Here is a 20182-nt window from a genome sequence, read left to right as displayed (position 1 = left end):
TTGATAAGGGAACCATAAGGACCCGGTCAGACCGGAGGATATGTCCAGAATCAGTTCGCTGAGCTGGACGAGACCAGAGCTTTGTGCTGCCACGACCGCATAGAAACAGCGTGACACTGCAAAGAGACAGGCGAAAGAAAAACGTATGAATTACAACACCTTCTTCAAAGATGCATTGGCTGGCCTCAAAGCCGAGGGCCGGTATCGTGTATTCGCCAATCTCGAACGTATTGTCGGAAAGTTCCCCAAAGCGCTTTATCATCCCGATAATGGCGAAGCCCCGCGTGAAATCACTGTGTGGTGCTCCAACGATTATCTTGGCATGGGCCAGCACCCCAAGGTGCTTGATGCCATGCAAAACGCCATCACCGGTCAGGGTGGCGGTGCCGGCGGTACGCGTAACATTTCCGGTTCCAACCATCTGCATGTCGCGCTTGAGCGTGAACTCGCCGACTTGCATGGCAAGGAATCCGCGCTTCTGATGACATCGGGTTATGTCGCGAACTGGACGACGCTGTCGACCTTGGGGTCAAAACTCCCCGATTGCGTGATCATTTCCGACTCTGAAAACCACAATTCCATGATCGAAGGCATGCGCCATTCCAAGGCAGAGCGCCGCATCTGGAAACATAACGACATTGCCCATCTCGAAGAGATCCTTAAGGATCTTGGACCGCAGCGCGCCAAGATCGTGGCGTTTGAGTCCGTTTATTCGATGGATGGCGACATTGCACCGATCGGCAAGATCCTTGATCTTTGCGAAAAATACAACGCCATGTCCTATCTTGATGAAGTCCATGCCGTTGGCATGTATGGCCCACGCGGCGGCGGCGTTGCAGAACGCGATGGCGTCATGGATCGCGTGGACATTATTCAGGGTACGCTGGCCAAGGCCTTTGGCGTGATTGGTGGATATATCGCGGCCAAACCGGAAATCGTCGATTTCGTGCGCAGCTTTGGCAATGGCTTTATCTTCACCAGTTCCCAACCGCCCAGCATCGCGGCAGGTGCACTGGCGTCGGTACGCCATCTCAAGCACAGCAGTGTCGAACGCAATGCCCAGAAAGAACGCGCCGACACCCTGCGCGAACGCATGCGGGCCGCGGACCTTCCGGTGATGGATGCACCAAGCCATATCGTCCCGCTGATGGTTGGTGACCCGGCCATGTGCAAGGAAGCCAGTGATCGCCTGCTGTTCGAACATGACATCTATGTCCAGCCGATCAACTACCCCACCGTGCCGCGCGGCACCGAACGCCTGCGCTTTACGCCGGGCCCGTTGCACAATGACGAACTGATCGATCATTTGATCGACTCGCTGCTGTCGGTCTGGGGCCAGTTGGGGATTTCCAAGGTCGCCTAGGGAACCGGCCCGCACAAACATTAAAAGGCCGGTGGCGTAAACTGCACCGGCCTTTTTGCTGATCTAGTGAAATGGGCCGCCCGTATCGGATTGCTGAAATGTCGCGACGTTTGCTTTCGACGTACAGCGTTCTATATTGAGGCTGTCCTGCTGGTGTCTTGCCAGTGCGGATAAATATTTGCAATTAAGAACCGTTCGCGTTAACGTCGGACCTGTCATCAAACAGGGACCGCTTATGTATTCGGATAGAACCTTGCTTCCCAAAGAATGTCTCCGCCTGTGCGCGCTCGGCACCCTTGCGCTTTCCGACAAGCCGATCAGCTATGGTGATCTGGCCAATTCGGTGCGTCATTTCATGTCCCACATCATGGGGCCGTCGCTTGATATGATGGGAAGTTCGCTTCAGCTGCTTAAGCTTGAAGGACTGGTCAAGGAAGATACCGGCAGCGGTACGTTTTCTGATGCGCAACTCCGTCTGACCGATGCCGGGCATGAAAAGTTCATTGAACTGATGCAAGGCAATCTGCGCGATACGTCCGGTGAGCTTGCCCGTCTGATCATGGCACTCAAGATGCGGTTCCTGCATCTGCTTGAAGAAGATATCCGCACTGAGCAGATCGAAATCCTGCATGACGTCTGCGAACTTGATCTTGAACGCGTGCTGGCCCTGCGTGAAGAACACGCAAGCGAGGCCGAAAACTTCACCGGCTGGCTTGAAATGGAGGTCAAACGGCTTGAGCAAAAGCGCGACTGGCTTAAAAGCCTTTTGGCCTAGGGCTCAAACTCGCGTACATGACCGGCCCGATTATGTGAATGAGCTTGGATCCTTACGCATTTTCCCGTTATAGTCGTGGCTGATGGCTTGCAGGAAGTAGGCCCAACGTCACAGGCAGGGACGGAAAATGTTGATACGTGAAGAAACCGAAAAGGACATTCCGGCGATTCACGCGTTGCTGGATGGTGCCTTTGCAACCGCTCCCCACAGTCAGCAGACCGAACATCTGATTGTGGACGCGCTCAGAAAATCGGGGCAACTTACCCTTTCCCTGGTCGCGGAACAGTACGATGAAATCGTCGGCTGCATTGCTTTTTCACCGGTAAAAATCAACGGCAAAGCCTGTGACTGGTTTGGTCTGGGCCCGGTCGCGGTCACCCCTGACCGTCAGGGCATGGGCATCGGTTCCGAACTGATCCAAAGCGGCATCCGCCATCTTCGCGCCGACGATGCGCGTGGCTGTGTCGTGCTGGGGGAACCCGATTATTACAGCCGGTTTGGCTTTGCGCCCCTGCCCGATCTCAAACTTGAAGGCATCCCCGACAAGTACTTCATGGCACGCCCATTGGTTGATGAAATCCCGGCTGGTCTGGTCGATTACGATCCGGCCTTTTACATCAAACCTGACAATTAACCATCTGTCTGTGACCAGTGTGTCTGCTTAGTACAAATGCTGCCCGCCAGTGACAAAGATCTCTGTGCCGGTGACATAACTGCTGTCCTCCCCCACAAGATAATGCACTGCGGCCGCCACGTCCTCGGGCGTGCCCATACGGTTCATTGGAATGCGCGGCACAAGGGCCTCATATTCCGGGGAAATCATGTCTGTCTTGATTTCGCCCGGTGCGACAGCATTCACGCGAACACCAAGTTCGGCGAATTCGACCGCCATTTCGCGCGTCAGGCCGGAAAGAGCGGCTTTGGACGTCGAATAGGCCGATCCGGCAAATGGATGGACGTAATGCCCCGCAATCGAGGTGATGTTGCAAACCGCCCCCTTGCCCCGGTGTAATGCGGATGCAAATCCACGCGCCAGGGTCAGCGGGGTAAAGAAGTTGAGCTCAAACACATCCCGCCAGGCGGCAATATCGCCATTCAGGCAGCCAAGCCGCTCCTTGTACGGCGTCTTGGGCGACACACCGGCATTGTTAACCAGCGCATGCAAAGGATCATCGCCCAGCACCTCATTGGCCTCGTTGATAAACTCTTCGACTTCTGCCGGTTTGGACAAATCAGCACGGATGTGAATACCCTGGGCCGGATCGCGCGGGCAACTGGGCGGCGGGGCTTCGCGTGAACAGCAAATCACCCGCCAGCCACGTTTGGCAAAATATCCGACCGTGACATGGCCGATACCACGGCTGGCACCTGTCAGGACGATTGTTTTCGGGGCATTGCTGCTCATTAGGTCTACTCACTTCACATGATATGCGCGCAAACAGAGTTTTGCTGGTTTTCTTATAGCATCGCAGGGCTTCCCCATCGAAGGAAAACCCTTGTCACGTATGATTTTTCTGCGATCACCAACGCGATATAGGCTGCCCTGTCGAGATTTGGCAAGGCATGCGAAACACGCTATGTTTTACATCTGTTTACCATGGGCAAAAACATGTGCAGCCGCTTTGATCTGAACAGTGATATTCGGGCCTTTCAGGTTCAGCTTGGTCTGGAAATGGAAGACATCCTTCGCATGCCCCTGCCCGACGGTCTGAATGAGGCCACCACAGATGACGAGGATGAAGAAACCGCCTTTGACAGCCTGACAGGCACGCGCCGGCCAACAGACCCGATTGCCGTTATCCTGCCCCATCACAAGGCGGCCATTCGATATTGGGGGCTGAGTGTCGCAGGGCTGAACAGCCCGATGATCAACGCGCGCGCCGAAACCGTGATCGATAAACCGACCTTCCGGCCACTTTTGAACCGTCGCTGCCTGATCCCGGCAAATGGATGGTACGAATGGCGCAAGGATGGCACGACCAAGCACAAGAACCGCATCACCCTGCCCGATCATCAACCGTTTCTGTTTGCCGGACTGGAAAACGGGCGAGAGGCCACCATCATCACCTGCGCGCCATCAGGCGCGATTGCCCACATTCACAACAGAATGCCGACCGTGATCGGCCCCAACCATCTGGGTGACTGGCTTGATCCACAGATTGACTTCGCTGATTTGGCTTACATGCTGGGCCCGCTGCCCGACCATGTTCTTTCATGGTACGAAGACCCGGCTGACCCGGCCCGAACCGATCAGACAACAAACCAGATTGATTTGTTTTCAAACTAAGAAATACCACACGGCCCCACAAAGAACGGGTTAACGCCGCTTGGTCTTAGTCGCTTTCAATGTCATTTGCAGCACATGGTGTTGCACTGCATGCACGCAATGCACCGCCAAGACCGGTATGACCGGCAACCACCGCGCCAAGATCGGGCAGGCCAACATTCGGATTGTTGAGTTCCTGTGCCAGATCCTCGGACATGGAAGCGAAATCAATGATATCGCGTAGAGACAACATGGGAATTCCCCTGCCAGACGTTTCTTTTCCTCGGTGCGAAACGCCTCGTTTATCGGGGTTTCGTCTTTGTAAGGTTTCTGTAACCCTGTCGTGATTTCTTCGCGCATGCAACAAAAAAAAGGCGTACAAAAGTACGCCTTTTCAGCAATATACCAATAGATAGGTAATTTAATTTCGCGATATCAAACGCTTAAGATGACCTTCGCGTTAATGCATTATCCAAAGCGGCAAAGCACATTTTGACAGCATATCCTGCGTCACACCGCCAAGGATCATTTCCTTGAAACGTGAATGGCTGTAAGCGCCCAGAACAATCGTATCAGCGCCGCATTTTTCTGCCTCGGAAATCAAGGTATTAGCAACTTGTCCGGTTTCGGCACTCTCGACCACGTTCGCATCGACTCCGTGCCAGCTGAACTGTTCGGCCAGGGCCTTGGCGCATGCACGGCCATACGGGACCTCTCCGACGCTGACAATTGTGACTTCCTTGGCATTGCGCAACATTGGCATGGCCGAAGTCACCGCGCGCGCCGCCTCAATCCCGCCATTCCAGGCGATCATGACTTTTTCACCAATTTTTTCAGGCGTGCGTTCCGGGGCAACAAGGATCGGGCGACCCGTTTCCATCAAGGCTGCGTCAAAGGTCAGCGATGCGGATGCTTCCTTTGGATCGCGGCCAATCACCACCAAATCAAAAAGGCGCCCGCGGCGGGCAACTGTTTCGTCCTCGCGCCCGCTATCCTTGCGCCAGGTGCAGGACGGTTTGGCATCGGCGTTTGGCGTGTTGATTTCCTCAAACCCGGACTCCTTCACGGCCGCCTGAAACGATGCCTTGCCCGATGCCTCGCGCTTTTCTGTTTCGTTTGCAGCAGCCTGAATCATTTCTTCGATGATCAGGCCCGACATACCCTCGCCAACGATCGGGATGGCGTCCTGTGGTTCGGCAGCAACGAATAGCGCCTCAAGATGGGCATCAAACGTTTTGGCTACCTTGAAGGCCGTTGTCATTACACGTTCGTCAATCGCCGTGCCTGATACCGGTGCCAGAATTGTGCGAATTGCCATTTTCATTACTCCCGCCTGTCCGCCCGGTCATTGAGCCTGCTCGAAATCCGGACTGATGATGACCATATTCCCAAGCAGTGTGAGATCTCTTGCCTTGGTATTCTTTGTTCAAGATCAAAAAATTGCGAAAGTTATTATTATTCTTATATTTTGTTGATGCCGGTTGGGAATTTCTAGATCAACCGCGCACAAAATGATTGTAACATGATTGCCAGTGATTACGATGACGCTTTGATAATCGGGAAATTATTCTCTTGGGTAGGGTCCGGGCGCACAAGGCGAAAAATCGATCTGGCGTGCGGCGAAAAGAACGGGGTTACTCGCGGATGGACTACAACGCACTGCACGAAAACGCACGTGAAGCTGCTGAATTTCTCAAGACGCTTGGCAATGAATGGCGCTTGCTTATTCTGTGCTCGCTTGGGGATACAGAAAAATCCGTCGGCACGCTGGAAAATGAACTGGGCATCAAACAATCCGCCCTGTCGCAACATCTTGCACGGCTGCGCCGCGAAGGGCTGGTAAAAACCCGCCGTGATGCGCAAACCATTTACTATTCTCTGGCCAATCCGGACATCATGAAAATCATTGCCGTGCTGCAAGACACCTTCTGTCCCCCGGAACCGGCGGCGTAAACTTCACCTCGACCAGAAAACAAAAAACGCACAAGACTCTGTCGCCTTGTGCGTTTTTGCGTTTGTGTTTTCCGACCTACCCTTACGGAAACAGCTTCTGGGTATTCCAGCCACTGTCCGCATCATCACGGGTGAACAGTTTGCGGTCATGAAGGCGGAATTTCCCTTCTGCCCAGAATTCAATACGGTCAGGCACAAGCCGGAACCCGCCCCAATGATCAGGGCGCGGCACTTTGCCAAGACCAAACTTTGCAGTGAATTCGGCAACCCGCTTTTCAAGATCGAACCGGCCGCTCATCGGGCGGGACTGAATGGATGCCCAGGCACCCAATTGGCTGCCACGCGGGCGCGATGCAAAATACTCGTCTGACTCGCTGGCATCGACTTTGGCAACCTTGCCTTCGATGCGCACGCATCTTTCAAGCGTTTTCCAATGAAAACAAAGGGCGGCATAGCCGTTCTCGGCCAACTGATCGCCCTTGCGGCTTTCATAATTGGTGTAGAAAACAAAGCCGCGCGTATCGAAACCCTTTAGCAGGACGATACGGGCCGACGGGCGACCTTGCGCATCCGCAGTCGCCAGTGTCATTGCATCCGGATAGGCATCTTCGGCCTTTTTGGCGTCAGAAAACCACGTTTCAAACATGTCAAACGGGGCTTCGTGGGGTTCATGCCCCATTTTCGGCGCATTTTTTTCGTTCATTGCAAAAGGAATTCCTTTGGCTGATTGGGTCTGTTGCCGTGAGAAACATTTATTTCGGAACTACGGTGGCAGCGACAACGTTGGATCAACATATAAACCCAAAGCATATCGGTTGGGACTGTAAAGACAAGATGGGCAAATTAAACATGAAATTCCGTCAGATCGTTATTCCGGTCGTCATGACCGCCTTTATCGCTGGCTGTGCTCAGGACCAGGGTCAGAAACAGACAGCAGGCACACTTCTGGGCGCCGTTGGCGGCGCCGTTGCGGGTGCGCAGTTCGGCAAGGGCAGCGGCCAGCTTGTTGGCGTGGCACTTGGGACACTCGCCGGTGCCTTTATCGGCAGCGAAGTCGGCAGATCACTTGATAATGCCGACCGCGCCATCATGGCCCAAAGCACCCAGCGTACGCTTGAAGCTGCGCCGACCGGTGAAACCACCACCTGGCAAAACCCCGATACGGGCGTTCAGGGCACGGTAACCCCGACCCGCACCTATCAGAAACCCGAAACTCAGGAATATTGCCGTGAATACCAGCAAACGGTGATGATTGGCGGTCAGGAAGAAACCGCCTATGGCACCGCATGCCGCAAACCCGATGGCAGCTGGCAGGTCGTGAACTAAGACCCGTCAAAAAATCTGAAATGACAGGCGGTGCGGTCCTTGCGATCAGCGCCGCCTTTTCATATCTGCTGTTCGGATCGGGCGTTCTGCCCACGAAATCTCATTGTTTCGGATCAGATGCGGCAAAAAGGTTCATCTTTTGCGGCGCATGATCTAATAATGAACACAACATCCAAATCACATAACGTGCTTTTAGTTTCTGGAACCGGTCAGTAAATGCAGGATCCCTACAAGACACTTGGCGTTGCCAAAAACGCCAGTCAGGAAGAAATCAAAAAGGCCTATCGCAAACTGGCGCGTGAACTTCACCCTGATGTCAATCCGGGCGATGCCAAAATCGAAGAACGCTTCAAAAAGGTATCAAGCGCCTATCACCTGCTGGGGGATGCGGAACGCCGCAAGAAGTTCGACAACGGTGAAATCGACGCCGATGGCCGCGAAACCAGCCCGTTTGCCCGTGGCGGTGGCGGACACGCCGGTGGTGGCTTTGCGGGCGGAGACCCGTTCGGCTTTTCCGGTGCCAATGCCGAAGACATCTTTGACGAGATTTTTGGCAAGGGGCGCGGCCGATCTGGCGGCGGCGGTTTTGGTGGCTTTGGCGGGGAACGCAAACCCAAAAAGGTCAAAGGCCCGAATATCTCTTATGAGCTCAGCCTTGATTTTGCCGAGGCCATCCTTGGCACGACCAAACGCATCAATCTTGCCAGTGGCAAAAGCCTTGAAGTCCGCATTCCGCCCGGAAGCGAGAACGAACAGACCCTGCGCCTGAAAGGTCAGGGCATGGCGGGCATGAATGGTGGCGAAGCTGGTGACGCCCTGATCAAGCTGCATGTCCATCCGGACAAAACCTTCCGGCGCGAAGGCAATGACATCCATTGTGATCTGGCAATCAGCCTGCCTGAAGCCATTCTGGGGGGCTCCATCGAAGTGCCGATCGTCGATGGCAAGGTCAACATGAAGCTGCCTGCCAACGCCAACAGCGGCACCAAACTGCGCCTGCGTGGCAAGGGTGCGCCCTATGACCGGGGCAACAAACGCGGTGATCAATATGTTCACCTGACGGTGAAGTTGCCCGAAGAACGCGATGATGAATTGATCGAGTTCATCAGGGAATGGTCTGAAAAGCACCCCTACAAGGCGCGCTAACCCATCAATCCAAAGCCGGCATTCGCCGGCTTTTTTCTTGGCCCGTTGGCAGCCGGGGTCAGGCTGCACAAAAGACCCTGTGTTGAGAGGTGCCTGTTAATCCCGTTCCGTGTTACCATATTGTTTTAGGGGCAGAATCTAACGGGCTTTGTCGCAAAGAACGCAACCGATCATAAGGGGCAATATGGAACAGCTCAGCAACCCGGACATCTATTTGCAATGGCTTGAACAGGCAATCGCCTGGCTTTCCGCAAATGTCCTGCTGGTCCCGATCCTGATCCAGATTGCCGCCTGCCTGCTTGCCACCATCCCGGCCTTTTTGCTGCGCCGTCGGCTGGCGTCGCTTCTCGCGCGCTTGCAGGACTGGAAGCCGCTTTTGCCCTATGCCGGGTTTCGTCGCTTTGCCAAGGTTCTGCCGAGCTTGGCTTTTCCGCTTATTCTGGTCATCACGATTTGGTTGATTGACGCGATCGCCATTCAGGCGGGCTATCGCCATAACGTTGTTCGGCTGGTTGCAAGTCTTCTAAATGCGTGGATTGTCATTCGTCTGGCCGCAGCCATCGTCAATGACCCGGTTTGGTCACGCACCATTGCCGCCGTTGCATGGACTTTGGCGGCGCTTAACATTGTCGGCTGGCTTGATCCCGGAATCGAAATTCTCGACGGGCTGGCGCTTAATATTGGCGAGTTCCGCATATCGGTCTATGGCATTCTCAAGGCCATTTTATCCCTTGCGGTTTTGCTGTGGGTGGCATCCTTTGCCTCGCGCCTGTTTGAACAACGCATCCGCAAGGTCCATCACCTGACCCCATCGGTTCAGGTTCTGATGGCAAAGCTTCTCAAGCTTGTATTGCTGTCGATCGCGGTTCTGTTTGCGCTTTCGACCATGGGTGTCGACCTGACTGCACTTGCCGTGTTTGGTGGTGCGGTTGGTGTCGGGATCGGGTTTGGTCTGCAACGCATTTTCGCCAACCTGATCAGCGGCGTGATCCTGTTGCTCGACCGATCGATAAAGCCCGGCGACGTCATTGCGATTGGCGATACCTTTGGCTGGATTCAGTCACTGGGCGCGCGTTACACCGCCGTTCGTACCCGCGATGGTACGGAATTTCTGATCCCGAACGAAGACCTGATCACCAATCAGGTCGAAAACTGGAGCCACTCGGACGTCAAGCTGCGCCTGAAAGTGCCGGTCGGAATTTCCTATAACTGTGACCCTCACCTTGCGATCAAGCTATGCAACCAGGCGGCGGCAAAATGCCCCCGCGTGCAGGACAACCCGGGTCCCAACACCCTGATGCGCGGTTTTGGGGATAACTCGGTCGATCTTGAAATCCGTTTCTGGATCAACGATCCGCAAAATGGACGCGGCAACGTCATCAGCGAAGTTTTGCTCAATGTCTGGGATGCCTTTATCGAACACAATATCGAAATCCCGTTCCCGCAACGCGACCTGCACCTGCGCAGCGGCGACGCACCGATCCGCGTGGAAATGACCAGCGCCAGGGCACACACCCCCAACGACTAGGAACATGTTCCGCCGAATTGGCAGACCAGTCGCTAGTTCATGGCGTTGCTGATCTCTTTCTCGTCGATATCGCCGCCCTTGTCCTGATCAGGGTCTTTCTTGATCTGCTCGGGGATCTTGTCTTCGGGACGCGGCGTATCAAGCAGTTCGCCAACCTTCACATCCAGAACCGTCTCACGCTTTTTCTCAAGCTCGATCAGGCGTTCGCGCATGGCAACCGGCCAGCCACCATCTGTTTGCACCACCAGCAAGCGGTCGTAATCCAGAAACAGCCCCAAACGCGTCATCAAATCCATCAGCGAAATGCGTGACAGATCCCCCGACAGCAACCAGCGATGCTTGTCAGAACGTTCAATCAGTTTTTGCCGCCGCAATGCGGCCAGCGCCCAGTTAAGATCACGCCCTCCCAGCTTCACATCGCGCATCATCCTGCGATAGGTCGGTGGTTTGGCTGCCTCGTGAAAGCAATTTTGCAAATATTCCAGCACACGCAGCACGGCGATAATCCGTTCCATATGGCCGGGCACCGCAACGCGTGGATCGGGGATCAGGCCTGCCGCACGTGCCGCCCGCCATTCGGACCGGCCCGCCGCCACCTGCGCCCCCAAAAGAATTACGATCCAGGTCAGATACATCCATAACAGGAATATCGGGACAATCGCGACCGCACCATAGATTGTCTGATAGGTCGGAAAGGTGGTGACGTAAAACCCGAAGCCTTTTTTCAGCGTCTCGAACAGAACTGCTGCGACCAGCCCGCCGACGCCCCCGTCAACAACACTGACCGAGCGGTTCGGCATGCCAATGAACAGCAGGGAAAAGGCCATCGCAGACAGTATGAATGGCGCAAGAAATGTAAGCTGACCAATCTGCCCGCCAAGTACCTCGCCGCCGACAAGATGGCGCATGGCAAAAATGTAGGACGCCAGTGAAAGACTCAAGCCCAGCAACATTGGCCCGACGGTCAGAAGCGTCCAGAACACAACGAGACGCGACAGCAGTTTGCGCGGACTGGTAACGCGAAACACATCGTTCATCGCCCCTTCGATGGCGCTTAGGAACATCACCGCCGTCAGGCCCAGAACGATTGTGCCAATCGCCGTCATTTGCCCGGTATTTTGCAGGAAATCACTCAGATAGCCGGTCACCTGTTCACCGGTTTCCGGCAGGAAATTGTTCAGGACCACATTCATGATCTGGTCCTTGAACTCATCAAAGACCGGAAACGCAGAAAGCACCGTCAGCGCAATCGCCAGAAACGGCACCATCGCCAGAAGCGTCGTATAGGAAAGCCCGGCCGCCCGTTGCACGGATTTGTCATGAACAAAACGCATGACGGCGTAACGCCAGAACGCCGTTCGGTCAGCCAGCAATTTCTGAATTTCGACCATTAAACGCTTATCCCCACGCATTTTCCGGTTATACTACACTTGATCAACAGGATAGCGCGCCTGCACGCGTTATGACAGGTCAGATTGACCTTGGCCGTGCTTTGTGTAGGATGCGCCGAATGTCTAATGCCTTCTGGGCCGGTCGCGGCTTTTCTTGAATGCCTCTACCTGCCAGAGAGAGATCGTGGGAACGAGAGGGAATATGAGCCTGTCCACCGACAACATTTCAGGCCTGATGGCCGGTAAACGCGGCCTGATCATGGGCGTCGCCAACGACAAATCGATTGCCTGGGGCATTGCACGTGCGGCCGCAGCGGCCGGCGCCGAAGTGGCCTTTACCTTCCAGGGCGAAGCCCTTGAAAAACGTGTGCGCCCGCTCGCGGAGTCTGTTGGCAGCAACATCGTTCTGCCATGTGACGTGACCGATGCGGCCAGCATGGATGCCGTGTTCGAGACGCTCAAGGAAAAATGGGGCAAGCTTGACTTTGTCGTGCATGCCATCGGCTTCTCCGACAAGAGCGAACTGCGTGGTCGCTATGTCGATACCTCGCCGGAAAACTTTGCGCTTTCGATGAACATCTCGGTCTATTCCTTTACCGCGATCGCACAGCGCGCTGAAAAACTGATGACCGATGGTGGTTCACTTCTGACGCTCTCCTATTACGGCGCAGAAAAGGTCATGCCGCATTACAACGTCATGGGCGTTGCCAAGGCTGCCCTTGAAGCCAGCGTGAAATACCTTGCCAATGACCTTGGACCAGACCGCATTCGTGTCAACGCCATTTCGGCGGGCCCGATGAAGACCCTTGCCGCATCGGGTATTGGCGATTTCCGCTATATCCTGAAATGGAACGAATACAACTCACCGATGCGCCGCAACGTCACGCTTGATGATGTTGGCGGATCGGGCCTGTACTTCCTCTCTGATCTTTCGACCGGTGTTACGGGCGAAACCCATCATGTCGATTGCGGTTACCACACCGTTGGCATGAAACAGGCAGACGCACCTGACATCACTGTCCAGAAACCCTGATCTGGGCCTGATACGATTTTGCGGGCTGCCCTGATGGGTGGCCCGTTTTGTCTCTTAAATACTTGAATTCTGGATAATCGGTTATGGCTGGCAACAGTTTTGGAACACTTTTCCGCTTCACCACCTTTGGCGAAAGCCACGGTCCGGCCATTGGCTGTGTCGTTGATGGTGTGCCGCCCCTGCTTGAACTGACCGAGTCCGACATTCAGGATTACCTTGAAAAACGCAAACCCGGTCAGTCGCGCTTTACCACCCAGCGCCGCGAACCTGATCAGGTCAAAATCCTTTCGGGCGTTTTCGAAGGCAAAACCACCGGCACCCCGATCGGGCTTCTGATCGAAAACGTCGATCAGCGCTCCAAGGATTACGGCGAAATCAAAAACCAGTTCCGCCCCGGCCATGCCGATTACACCTATTGGGAAAAATACGGCACCCGCGATTATCGTGGCGGCGGCCGTTCATCGGCGCGTGAAACGGCGATGCGTGTTGCCGCCGGTGCGATTGCCCGCAAGGTGCTGGGTGATGACATCAAAATCCGTGCGGCCCTGGTCAAAATGGGCACCAAGGAAATCAATCGCGCGAACTGGGACTGGGATGAGGTTGATAACAACCCGTTCTTCTGCCCGGACCCGGAAGCCGTGCCGGTGTTCGAGGAATATCTTGATGGCCTGCGCAAGGATGGCTCATCGGTTGGCGCAGTGATCGAGGTCGTCTGTTCTGGCGTCCCGGTTGGCCTTGGTGATCCGGTTTATGACAAACTTGACGCCGATCTGGCCAAGGCGATGATGACGATCAACGCCGTCAAGGGCGTTGAAATCGGCAATGGTTTTGAAGCCGCCGAACTGACCGGCATTGAAAATGCCGATGAAATGCGTCTGGGCGAAGATGGCAAACCGGTATTTGGTTCCAACCATGCCGGTGGCATTTTGGGCGGGATTTCATCGGGGCAGGACATCGTCGTTCGCTTTGCTGTCAAACCGACCAGCTCGATCCTCACCCCGCGCAAAAGCCTTGATATCTATGGCAAGGAAGTCGACGTCGTCACCAAGGGCCGCCATGATCCGTGCGTTGGCATCCGCGGCGTTCCGGTGGGCGAAGCCATGGCTGCCATCACACTGGCTGACCACCTTCTGCGCCACCGCGCACAGTGCGAAGGCTGGAACACGAACAAGCATTTCCCGAGCTGATTTCGCAACTTTATCGGGTATTGCGAGTTTCGCATCACAAACGGGTTTGTGCCACGTCAAAGGGGCATGAACCCGATATTGCTCAAAACCCTGATCCAACTTGCTGCGTCAAACAAAAAGCCCGCACCCACCGGGACGGTTGGCAGTGACGCGCAGCTTAAAAACCGTATCGTTCTTTTCTCGGACGAGGCCGTCAACCTGCCTGACTGGGGCATTTCGGGGCTCCCGGCCATGATACTGGGGGCTGCACCTCAAACCTGCCTGTTCGTCGGTGACCTGAATGTTGACAGCCCCGGTGACGATGAAAGCCCCCCACAAAGCGATGACGCAGAAACGGACAGTTCCGATTCCCCATCAGATGGAACGGTTTCCTTTTCGCTTACCATCAAGTCACCGCCCGATCCCGCAAGCACGCTTCAGGCCCGTACGATTGTTTGGAAATTGTCACTGCCGATTGCGGGTTACCGTGATGTGCAGACCGGCGCGGGCAACACCACTGTGCGCGCGCCCGTAATCAAATCGCGCCTCAAACTGGGCGGCGTTGAGCGCGATGTTGAAATCGGTCTGCTGGAAATGGGCGGCCTCGAACAGCCGCTTTTGATCGGCAAGGACACGCTGGCCGACAAGTTTTTGATCCGCCCGGACAGGCCCGACGACCAAAAAGCCGCCAATCCGCCTGCTGTTGACCTGAACCAGCACGTGGCAGAAGCACCACAATCGGCCGGGACTGACGCCAAAAGCAATGACACTCCGGCAAAGGATACATCTGCGCCAAGCTCTGATTCCGAAGCAGAACCGGCATCAAGCACCGCCGATGACAAAGCGCACACAGCATCCGTCACCGATGCACAACCCGACGCTGACACTTCCCCGGATCAGACAACAGCCGCCACACCGGAAAACAACACCACGCCAGACACGTCACAGCAGACCGAGACCGCAGATACGCCAACCCACGACCAGAATGCGGCAAACCCGGCACCCGACACACAACAAAACAAGGCCGCACCGGACGCCGCTTCGACCACGGCTGACGGCAATGATGCGTCCGCAACACCCGACACACCAACTGACACGGCTGCGAACGCAGAAAACCAAACAAAACCCGACGATCCGAGCAAAGCGCAAGAAGGCGCCAAAACATCTGGCGAGTCCACGACATCACAGACCGGATCAGAAACCGCCAAACCAGCCGACCGCGCACCTGAACCGGCGTAAGTTCCCATAGAACCTGAAGCCCCCTGAAGCCCCTGGGTCCCCTGCGCCGCCCTTTGAAAGGGTGGCGCTTTTTTATAAGCCGGGGCAATTTTCCAATGGTTTCGGCTTGTAGTTTGCCTGCGCGACCACATCTTTATCCCATAACGAGAAACGACCCGAAATGCGGTTGGGAAAAGGCAAGACGAATGACAACACATCTGGATCTCTCCAGCCTGTCGCGCCGATCTGCGATAAAGGGCTGGTTTGCCACAGGCGCGGCAATTATCGGCCATACCATTCTGTCACCGGCCGCCCACGCCAGTGACACAACCCTGCCGGCAACCCCGGCCTGCGGCGAGGATATCGGCCCGACACGTTCAATGACCGAGGGCCCGTTTTATTCGCAAAACCCACCAGAAAAACGCAACTTTCGGACAGATACCGATGGCAGCCCGGTGACACTGATCGGTTACGTGCTCAGCACCACCTGCACGCCGATTGCCAATGCGATTGTCGATCTCTGGCACGCCGATGCCAATGGCCGATATGACAATCAGGGCTTTAGCATGCGCGGTTATCAGCGCACCGACGCCCAGGGACGTTATTATTTCGATACCATTCGCCCGGCCGAATATGCCGGACGTACCCCGCATTACCACATCAAGATCACCCCACCCAACGGCCCCACCCTGACCACACAACTCTATTTCCCCGAAGAGCCCCGGAACGAGCTGGACCACCTGTTTGACAGCGCGCTTTTGATGAACATGCGCCCGGCGAGCGACGGTGAGATCGGCCGGTTCGATTTTGTGCTGGCTTAAACAGGCCATCACGTCCCGACATCATAGCACCAAGCCCGATGACAAGACCCGGTTCACCTGAAAAGCGTGATTTTGGTCTTGCGCAAATGTGTGTTCCGCTTTAATGTTAACAAAGTTAACATAAGAAAATCGAGATACGAGCAAATGGGAAAATATCACCACGGTGATGTCCGCAACGTCCTTCTGCAACAAGCTGAAAACATCCTGATCGACGAAGGCCCGGCTGGGTTGTCGCTACGGCGCCTGGCGCGGCTGACCGGTGTGTCCGAAGCCGCCCCCTATCGCCATTTTGACGGCAAGGATGGCATTTTGGCGGCAGTCGCCATTGCCGCCTTTGAACGGTTTGCCGAACAACTTGAAACTGCTGCTGCCAGCACGGAAAACCATGAAGAACGCATCATGGCGCTGGGGGCTGCCTATGTGCAGTTCGCGGTCGAAAACCCGCAGCATTTCCGTCTGATCTTTGGCCGCGAACGCCCACCGCTTGATCAATACCCGGAGTTGCGCGATGCCGCCGATAACGCCTTTGACGTCTTGCAGCGCGCGGTCACATCGGTTGATCGCAAGGCTGAAATGACTCTGGCGGAGGCTGCAAGCGCCTATAACCGCGCCCTTGCCGCATGGAGCCGCGCGCACGGCATCGCCATGCTGGTGATTGATGGCATGATCGTGCCGCCAGCCGATCAGGATCTTTCAGGTTTTGTTCTGGGTCTTCTGGCCGAGGACCTTACCATCCCGGCCAACGCCGAATAACAGCTCGACCGCTTCATCGTCCCTCGTTGGGGTCTGCCCGCAACCAACCGGAATTTCAAATGGAATATTCAACCGTCAAACTCATTCACGTTCTTGGCGCTATCCTGTTTTTGGGCAATATCATTGTCTCGGCCGTTTGGAAAATACAGGCAGACCGCACCAACAACCCGGTCGTCATCGCCTTTGCCTGTCGTCTGATCAACATCACTGATCTGGCCTTCACCACTCTTGGCTCGGCCCTGCTTGTGATTGGCGGCATCGGGTTGTTCCACGCCACCGGCATATCCCTTTCTGATGCCCCCTATCTGATCTATGGCATCAGCCTGTATGGCATGGCTGCGATGCTGTGGCTGGCAGGCCTGCTGCCGCTTCAGATCTATATGTCAAAGATTGCTGCCAAGACCGTGGCTGATGGCGAAACCGAAATGCCGGTTGCTTACGAGAAATGCCGCAGGCTGTGGAACATGGTTGGCCGCATCGCCATCCTGTTCCCGCTCGGCGCGCTTTATCTGATGATCATGCGTCCGGACTTCTGAGTAGCGGGCGTAACACGTCGCGCCTTCCACAATGCGGAAAGCCGTTTTATATGATTGATCGGCTTTTGGCGCTGCCCGTACTATGCTGGCATTAGATTAATGATAACGCCCGGGAGAAAAGTCCGATGCTGACCATCAAACGCCTGTCCATTGAGGATGCCTATATCCTGATCGAAGGGGCCCGCAACCGTGCCAATGAAATCGGGGTTCCGATGTGCATTGCCATCACCGACGAATCCGGTGTTCTGATCGCGTTTGAACGCATGGATGGCGGCAAGGTCACCAGCACCACCATCGCCCAGGACAAATCCTTCACCGCGTCGGGTGCGCGCAAGGGCACGCATGAATACGCCGCCGCTGCCCAGCCGGGCAAACCGGCCTATGGCATCGATAGTGAAATTGGCGGTCGCCTGTCGATTGTCGCCGGTGGTCTGCCAGTATTCGTTGATGGTGAATGTGTTGGCGGTATCGGCGTCAGTTCCGGCACCCCGCCACAGGATCAGGACTGCGCACAGGCCGGTATTGACTTCTTCATGAAGAAAATCGCGAGCAACAATTAATTCTGCCACAAACGGACTTCAACAGTCTCAGACTGCATTTTGCAAAAATAGAAAAAAAGGCTGGATCAAAAAAAATGATCTAGCCTTTTAAATACTACTACAATTACGAGACGTAGCTTGCATCCCGTTTCTCTGTACTTCAGAAACCGCGCTCTGTCTCAAACATCGCCGCCTACTCCTTCGAACAGTAGATAACATACTTCACTACACGCATAGTAACCTCTCGGCCTTCAATTAGCAAGCTAAGTGGGCACAATGGAACTATTAGATCTTATAAATAGTTTAGTGGAGTTCGTAGTCAAGTGGAGTGAGTCTCTTACCTCTCAGCAAGCCATTATGATTACAGGTTCTCTAGCGACACTTGGCTGGATTGTCTCCGCCTCTCTTTCTCGTAAGTTATCTCGCAAGCAGCACACAATGTCCGCTCTTCTGGCAGACGAAGATCTAATTCAAGGAAGTGAGAAAATTCGGGATTATGTTGCGACAGGTACTTACCCAATAAAAGGTTCCGACGAGTACGACGAATGGCTACAAGGCTTGAGAAAATGCCTAAACTATTATGAGTTCTTGTGCTCTGGCATTCTCCGAAAAGATTTCGATGAAGAGCTCATCAAAATCAACGAAAGGTATAACTTACTTACCCTTTACCAATATGCTTATTCATATATCGACGAAAATAGAAATAAAACGCCGCAAGGACATAAGACACAAGACAGAAGCCGCATATACCTCTCGATGGAAACTATCTCTCGAAGGTGGGAAAAACCATGGATGCGTTTCCCTTAAGCTTATGTATTTTCAGTCACTAAAAGCTTTCCGCCCGCAAATCAGGAACTCAACATTGCCTTCCGGTCCGGTGATCGGGCTTTTGGTAATGCCCAGCACCTCCCAGCCCGGAAGATTGGCCAGCCAGTCGGAAATCGTATCGCAGACTTCCTGATGCAATTCGGGTTCGCGTACGACACCCTTTTTGCCGACACGCTCCTTGCCGACTTCAAATTGCGGCTTGATCAGCGCAATCAGATAGCCGCCATCCTTGACCCGCTCCATACTGGCCGGAAGCACGGTGCGCAGACCAATGAAGCTGGCATCACAAACGACGATATCGATGGCGTCAGTAATCTGTTCTTCGGTCAAATGGCGCGCATTGGTCTTTTCCATAACCACAACGCGGTCATCATTGCGCAGTTTCCAGTCAAGCTGCCCCTGCCCGACATCAACGGCATAGACCTTGGCCGCTCCGTTCTGAAGCAGAACGTCGGTAAAGCCACCTGTCGAGGCCCCGACATCGACACCGATAAAACCGGTTACGTCGATCTCGAACTCGGCGAGCCCCTTTTCAAGCTTGAGCCCGCCCCGCGACACCCACGGATGGGGTTGCCCGCGCAGCGTAATGGAAATGTCTTCCTTGCACGGCATGCCCGGCTTATCGAGCCGTTGCTCGCCGCTAAAGACATTGCCTGCCATGATGAAAGCCTGTGCCTTGGACCTGGTTTCCACCAGCCCACGTTCCACAAGCAACTGATCCAAACGTTTCTTTGCCATGCGCGCGTTTTACCCTACCGGCCCGAAAAGGTCACGCATTTGGTCACATCAAATAATGGGAATTAGCTGGCCAACGGTTCCAGATACCCGCGCGGCACAATGGCGAGTAGGTCATTAAGCGACTCACCCTGAACCGCCACATGCTGCTGCATCAACTTGCCAGCCGTTTCGGCCTCACCATTGGCAATCGCATTCAGGATATCGGCATGCTCGTTGTTCGATGTCTTAACACGCCCCGGCCGATGCAACTGCAAACGGCGATATGGTGCCAGACGGTTGCGCACATTCTTGGTCTGACGTTCAAGGAAACTGTTGCGGCACCCGGCATAGATCGCCTCATGGAAGCGCACATTGGCCTCGTAATAGGCATCGGCATCCGCATGATCCTTAAGCGCACCGCATTCATCAGACAGCGCGATCAGGTTGTCGATATCAACACGCGGCATCCGCCGTGCCGCCAGACGCGCACACATCGCTTCAAGTTCTGCCATGACTTCAAACATTTCGATCAGTTCGGCAACCGTGATGGCAGCAACAATTGTGCCCCGGCGCGGCATGGTCGCAACCAACCCCGATCCGGCAAGGGTTTGCAACGCTTCACGTACCGGGGTGCGCGATACGCCGAACCGTTCGCTTAACGAGCGCTCATCAAGTTTGTCGCCGGGCTTGAGCACGCCGGTCACGATATCGCGTTCAAGTTTCTGGACCAGATCGGTGGCAAGCTTTCCGTTTTGCGACATGTGCGCCCTCATTCATCATCACTCACTGGTATACCAGAACACATATTCTGGTACCAATCAAA

General features: G+C 54.9%; 23 protein-coding genes. 16 read left to right on the top strand and 7 right to left on the bottom strand.

Going from position 1 to position 20182, the window contains the following annotated elements; all coding sequences use genetic code 11:
* The first annotated feature begins 145 nt into the window (after positions 1 to 145).
* The 3 genes from hemA (at position 146) to AUQ43_RS17775 (ending at position 2772) form a co-directional block, all read left to right on the top strand.
* The gene (gene hemA, locus AUQ43_RS17785) at positions 146 to 1363 is read left to right on the top strand and encodes a 5-aminolevulinate synthase (RefSeq protein WP_062957660.1); all 1218 of its coding nucleotides are present in this window, start codon (positions 146 to 148) and stop codon (positions 1361 to 1363) included.
* Positions 1364 to 1598: 235 nt separating this feature from the next.
* Positions 1599 to 2138, top strand: a complete 540-nt coding sequence (locus tag AUQ43_RS17780; protein WP_062957659.1) for a hypothetical protein — start codon at positions 1599 to 1601, stop codon at positions 2136 to 2138.
* Positions 2139 to 2265: 127 nt separating this feature from the next.
* The gene (locus AUQ43_RS17775; protein ID WP_062957658.1) at positions 2266 to 2772 is read left to right on the top strand and encodes a GNAT family N-acetyltransferase; all 507 of its coding nucleotides are present in this window, start codon (positions 2266 to 2268) and stop codon (positions 2770 to 2772) included.
* 27 nt (positions 2773 to 2799) lie between these two features.
* Here the strand turns inward: AUQ43_RS17775 and AUQ43_RS17770 are convergent, their stop codons facing one another.
* Positions 2800 to 3543, bottom strand: coding sequence for an SDR family NAD(P)-dependent oxidoreductase (locus AUQ43_RS17770; protein ID WP_062957657.1), 744 nt, complete (start codon positions 3541 to 3543; stop codon positions 2800 to 2802).
* A 204-nt stretch (positions 3544 to 3747) separates the two neighbouring features.
* Between AUQ43_RS17770 and AUQ43_RS17765 the strand changes: the two genes are divergently transcribed.
* A complete protein-coding gene (locus AUQ43_RS17765; protein WP_062957824.1) occupies positions 3748 to 4425 on the top strand; it encodes an SOS response-associated peptidase in 678 nt (225 codons plus the stop codon).
* A gap of 46 nt (positions 4426 to 4471) precedes the next feature.
* Here the strand turns inward: AUQ43_RS17765 and AUQ43_RS17760 are convergent, their stop codons facing one another.
* Positions 4472 to 4657 carry a hypothetical protein gene (locus AUQ43_RS17760; protein WP_062957656.1) on the bottom strand — a complete coding sequence of 62 codons (186 nt, stop codon included), beginning with the start codon at positions 4655 to 4657 and terminating at the stop codon, positions 4472 to 4474.
* Between the two features lie 207 nt (positions 4658 to 4864).
* Positions 4865 to 5722, bottom strand: a complete 858-nt coding sequence (locus AUQ43_RS17755; RefSeq protein WP_062957823.1) for a universal stress protein — start codon at positions 5720 to 5722, stop codon at positions 4865 to 4867.
* Between the two features lie 326 nt (positions 5723 to 6048).
* On the opposite strand from AUQ43_RS17755, the gene AUQ43_RS17750 reads away from it, so the two are divergent.
* The gene (locus AUQ43_RS17750) at positions 6049 to 6357 is read left to right on the top strand and encodes a helix-turn-helix transcriptional regulator (protein ID WP_084272156.1); all 309 of its coding nucleotides are present in this window, start codon (positions 6049 to 6051) and stop codon (positions 6355 to 6357) included.
* Positions 6358 to 6439: 82 nt separating this feature from the next.
* Here AUQ43_RS17750 and pdxH read toward each other — a convergent pair whose 3' ends face one another.
* Complete coding sequence (gene pdxH / locus AUQ43_RS17745) at positions 6440 to 7060, bottom strand: pyridoxamine 5'-phosphate oxidase (RefSeq protein ID WP_062957654.1); 621 nt, start codon at positions 7058 to 7060, stop codon at positions 6440 to 6442.
* A gap of 146 nt (positions 7061 to 7206) precedes the next feature.
* Between pdxH and AUQ43_RS17740 the strand changes: the two genes are divergently transcribed.
* The 3 genes from AUQ43_RS17740 (at position 7207) to AUQ43_RS17730 (ending at position 10357) form a co-directional block, all read left to right on the top strand.
* Positions 7207 to 7683: an RT0821/Lpp0805 family surface protein gene (locus tag AUQ43_RS17740; RefSeq protein WP_062957822.1), complete on the top strand. Its 477-nt coding sequence runs from the start codon at positions 7207 to 7209 to the stop codon at positions 7681 to 7683.
* Between the two features lie 216 nt (positions 7684 to 7899).
* Positions 7900 to 8829, top strand: a complete 930-nt coding sequence (locus AUQ43_RS17735) for a DnaJ C-terminal domain-containing protein (protein ID WP_062957653.1) — start codon at positions 7900 to 7902, stop codon at positions 8827 to 8829.
* Positions 8830 to 9013: 184 nt separating this feature from the next.
* Complete coding sequence (locus AUQ43_RS17730) at positions 9014 to 10357, top strand: mechanosensitive ion channel family protein (RefSeq protein ID WP_062957652.1); 1344 nt, start codon at positions 9014 to 9016, stop codon at positions 10355 to 10357.
* Between the two features lie 32 nt (positions 10358 to 10389).
* Here the strand turns inward: AUQ43_RS17730 and AUQ43_RS17725 are convergent, their stop codons facing one another.
* A complete protein-coding gene (locus AUQ43_RS17725; protein ID WP_062957821.1) occupies positions 10390 to 11748 on the bottom strand; it encodes a YihY family inner membrane protein in 1359 nt (452 codons plus the stop codon).
* 202 nt (positions 11749 to 11950) lie between these two features.
* Here AUQ43_RS17725 and fabI point away from each other — a divergent pair, with 202 nt between their 5' ends.
* From fabI to AUQ43_RS17685, 8 genes are all read left to right on the top strand, one after another.
* Complete coding sequence (gene fabI / locus AUQ43_RS17720; protein ID WP_062957651.1) at positions 11951 to 12781, top strand: enoyl-ACP reductase FabI; 831 nt, start codon at positions 11951 to 11953, stop codon at positions 12779 to 12781.
* A gap of 83 nt (positions 12782 to 12864) precedes the next feature.
* A complete protein-coding gene (gene aroC, locus AUQ43_RS17715) occupies positions 12865 to 13968 on the top strand; it encodes a chorismate synthase (RefSeq protein WP_062957650.1) in 1104 nt (367 codons plus the stop codon).
* 66 nt (positions 13969 to 14034) lie between these two features.
* The gene (locus tag AUQ43_RS17710) at positions 14035 to 15186 is read left to right on the top strand and encodes a hypothetical protein (RefSeq protein WP_062957649.1); all 1152 of its coding nucleotides are present in this window, start codon (positions 14035 to 14037) and stop codon (positions 15184 to 15186) included.
* Positions 15187 to 15371: 185 nt separating this feature from the next.
* The gene (locus AUQ43_RS17705; RefSeq protein ID WP_062957648.1) at positions 15372 to 15986 is read left to right on the top strand and encodes an intradiol ring-cleavage dioxygenase; all 615 of its coding nucleotides are present in this window, start codon (positions 15372 to 15374) and stop codon (positions 15984 to 15986) included.
* A gap of 144 nt (positions 15987 to 16130) precedes the next feature.
* Entirely contained in the window at positions 16131 to 16739 is a 609-nt protein-coding gene (locus tag AUQ43_RS17700; protein WP_062957647.1) for a TetR/AcrR family transcriptional regulator, read from the top strand.
* Positions 16740 to 16798: 59 nt separating this feature from the next.
* A complete protein-coding gene (locus AUQ43_RS17695) occupies positions 16799 to 17275 on the top strand; it encodes a DUF2269 family protein (protein ID WP_062957646.1) in 477 nt (158 codons plus the stop codon).
* A 125-nt stretch (positions 17276 to 17400) separates the two neighbouring features.
* Entirely contained in the window at positions 17401 to 17835 is a 435-nt protein-coding gene (locus tag AUQ43_RS17690) for a heme-binding protein (RefSeq protein WP_062957645.1), read from the top strand.
* A gap of 255 nt (positions 17836 to 18090) precedes the next feature.
* A complete protein-coding gene (locus tag AUQ43_RS17685) occupies positions 18091 to 18621 on the top strand; it encodes a DUF4760 domain-containing protein (RefSeq protein ID WP_062957644.1) in 531 nt (176 codons plus the stop codon).
* Positions 18622 to 18633: 12 nt separating this feature from the next.
* On the opposite strand, the gene AUQ43_RS17680 is transcribed toward AUQ43_RS17685, so the two are convergent.
* Both AUQ43_RS17680 and AUQ43_RS17675 read right to left on the bottom strand, forming a co-directional pair.
* The gene (locus AUQ43_RS17680) at positions 18634 to 19380 is read right to left on the bottom strand and encodes a TlyA family RNA methyltransferase (RefSeq protein ID WP_062957643.1); all 747 of its coding nucleotides are present in this window, start codon (positions 19378 to 19380) and stop codon (positions 18634 to 18636) included.
* A gap of 62 nt (positions 19381 to 19442) precedes the next feature.
* Entirely contained in the window at positions 19443 to 20120 is a 678-nt protein-coding gene (locus AUQ43_RS17675; RefSeq protein WP_062957642.1) for a GntR family transcriptional regulator, read from the bottom strand.
* Positions 20121 to 20182: the final 62 nt, after the last annotated feature.

It is taken from the genome of Thalassospira sp. MCCC 1A01148 (genome assembly GCF_001613795.1).
GTDB lineage: Bacteria > Pseudomonadota > Alphaproteobacteria > Rhodospirillales > Thalassospiraceae > Thalassospira.
This window is presented reverse-complemented; position numbering and strand designations above follow the sequence as displayed.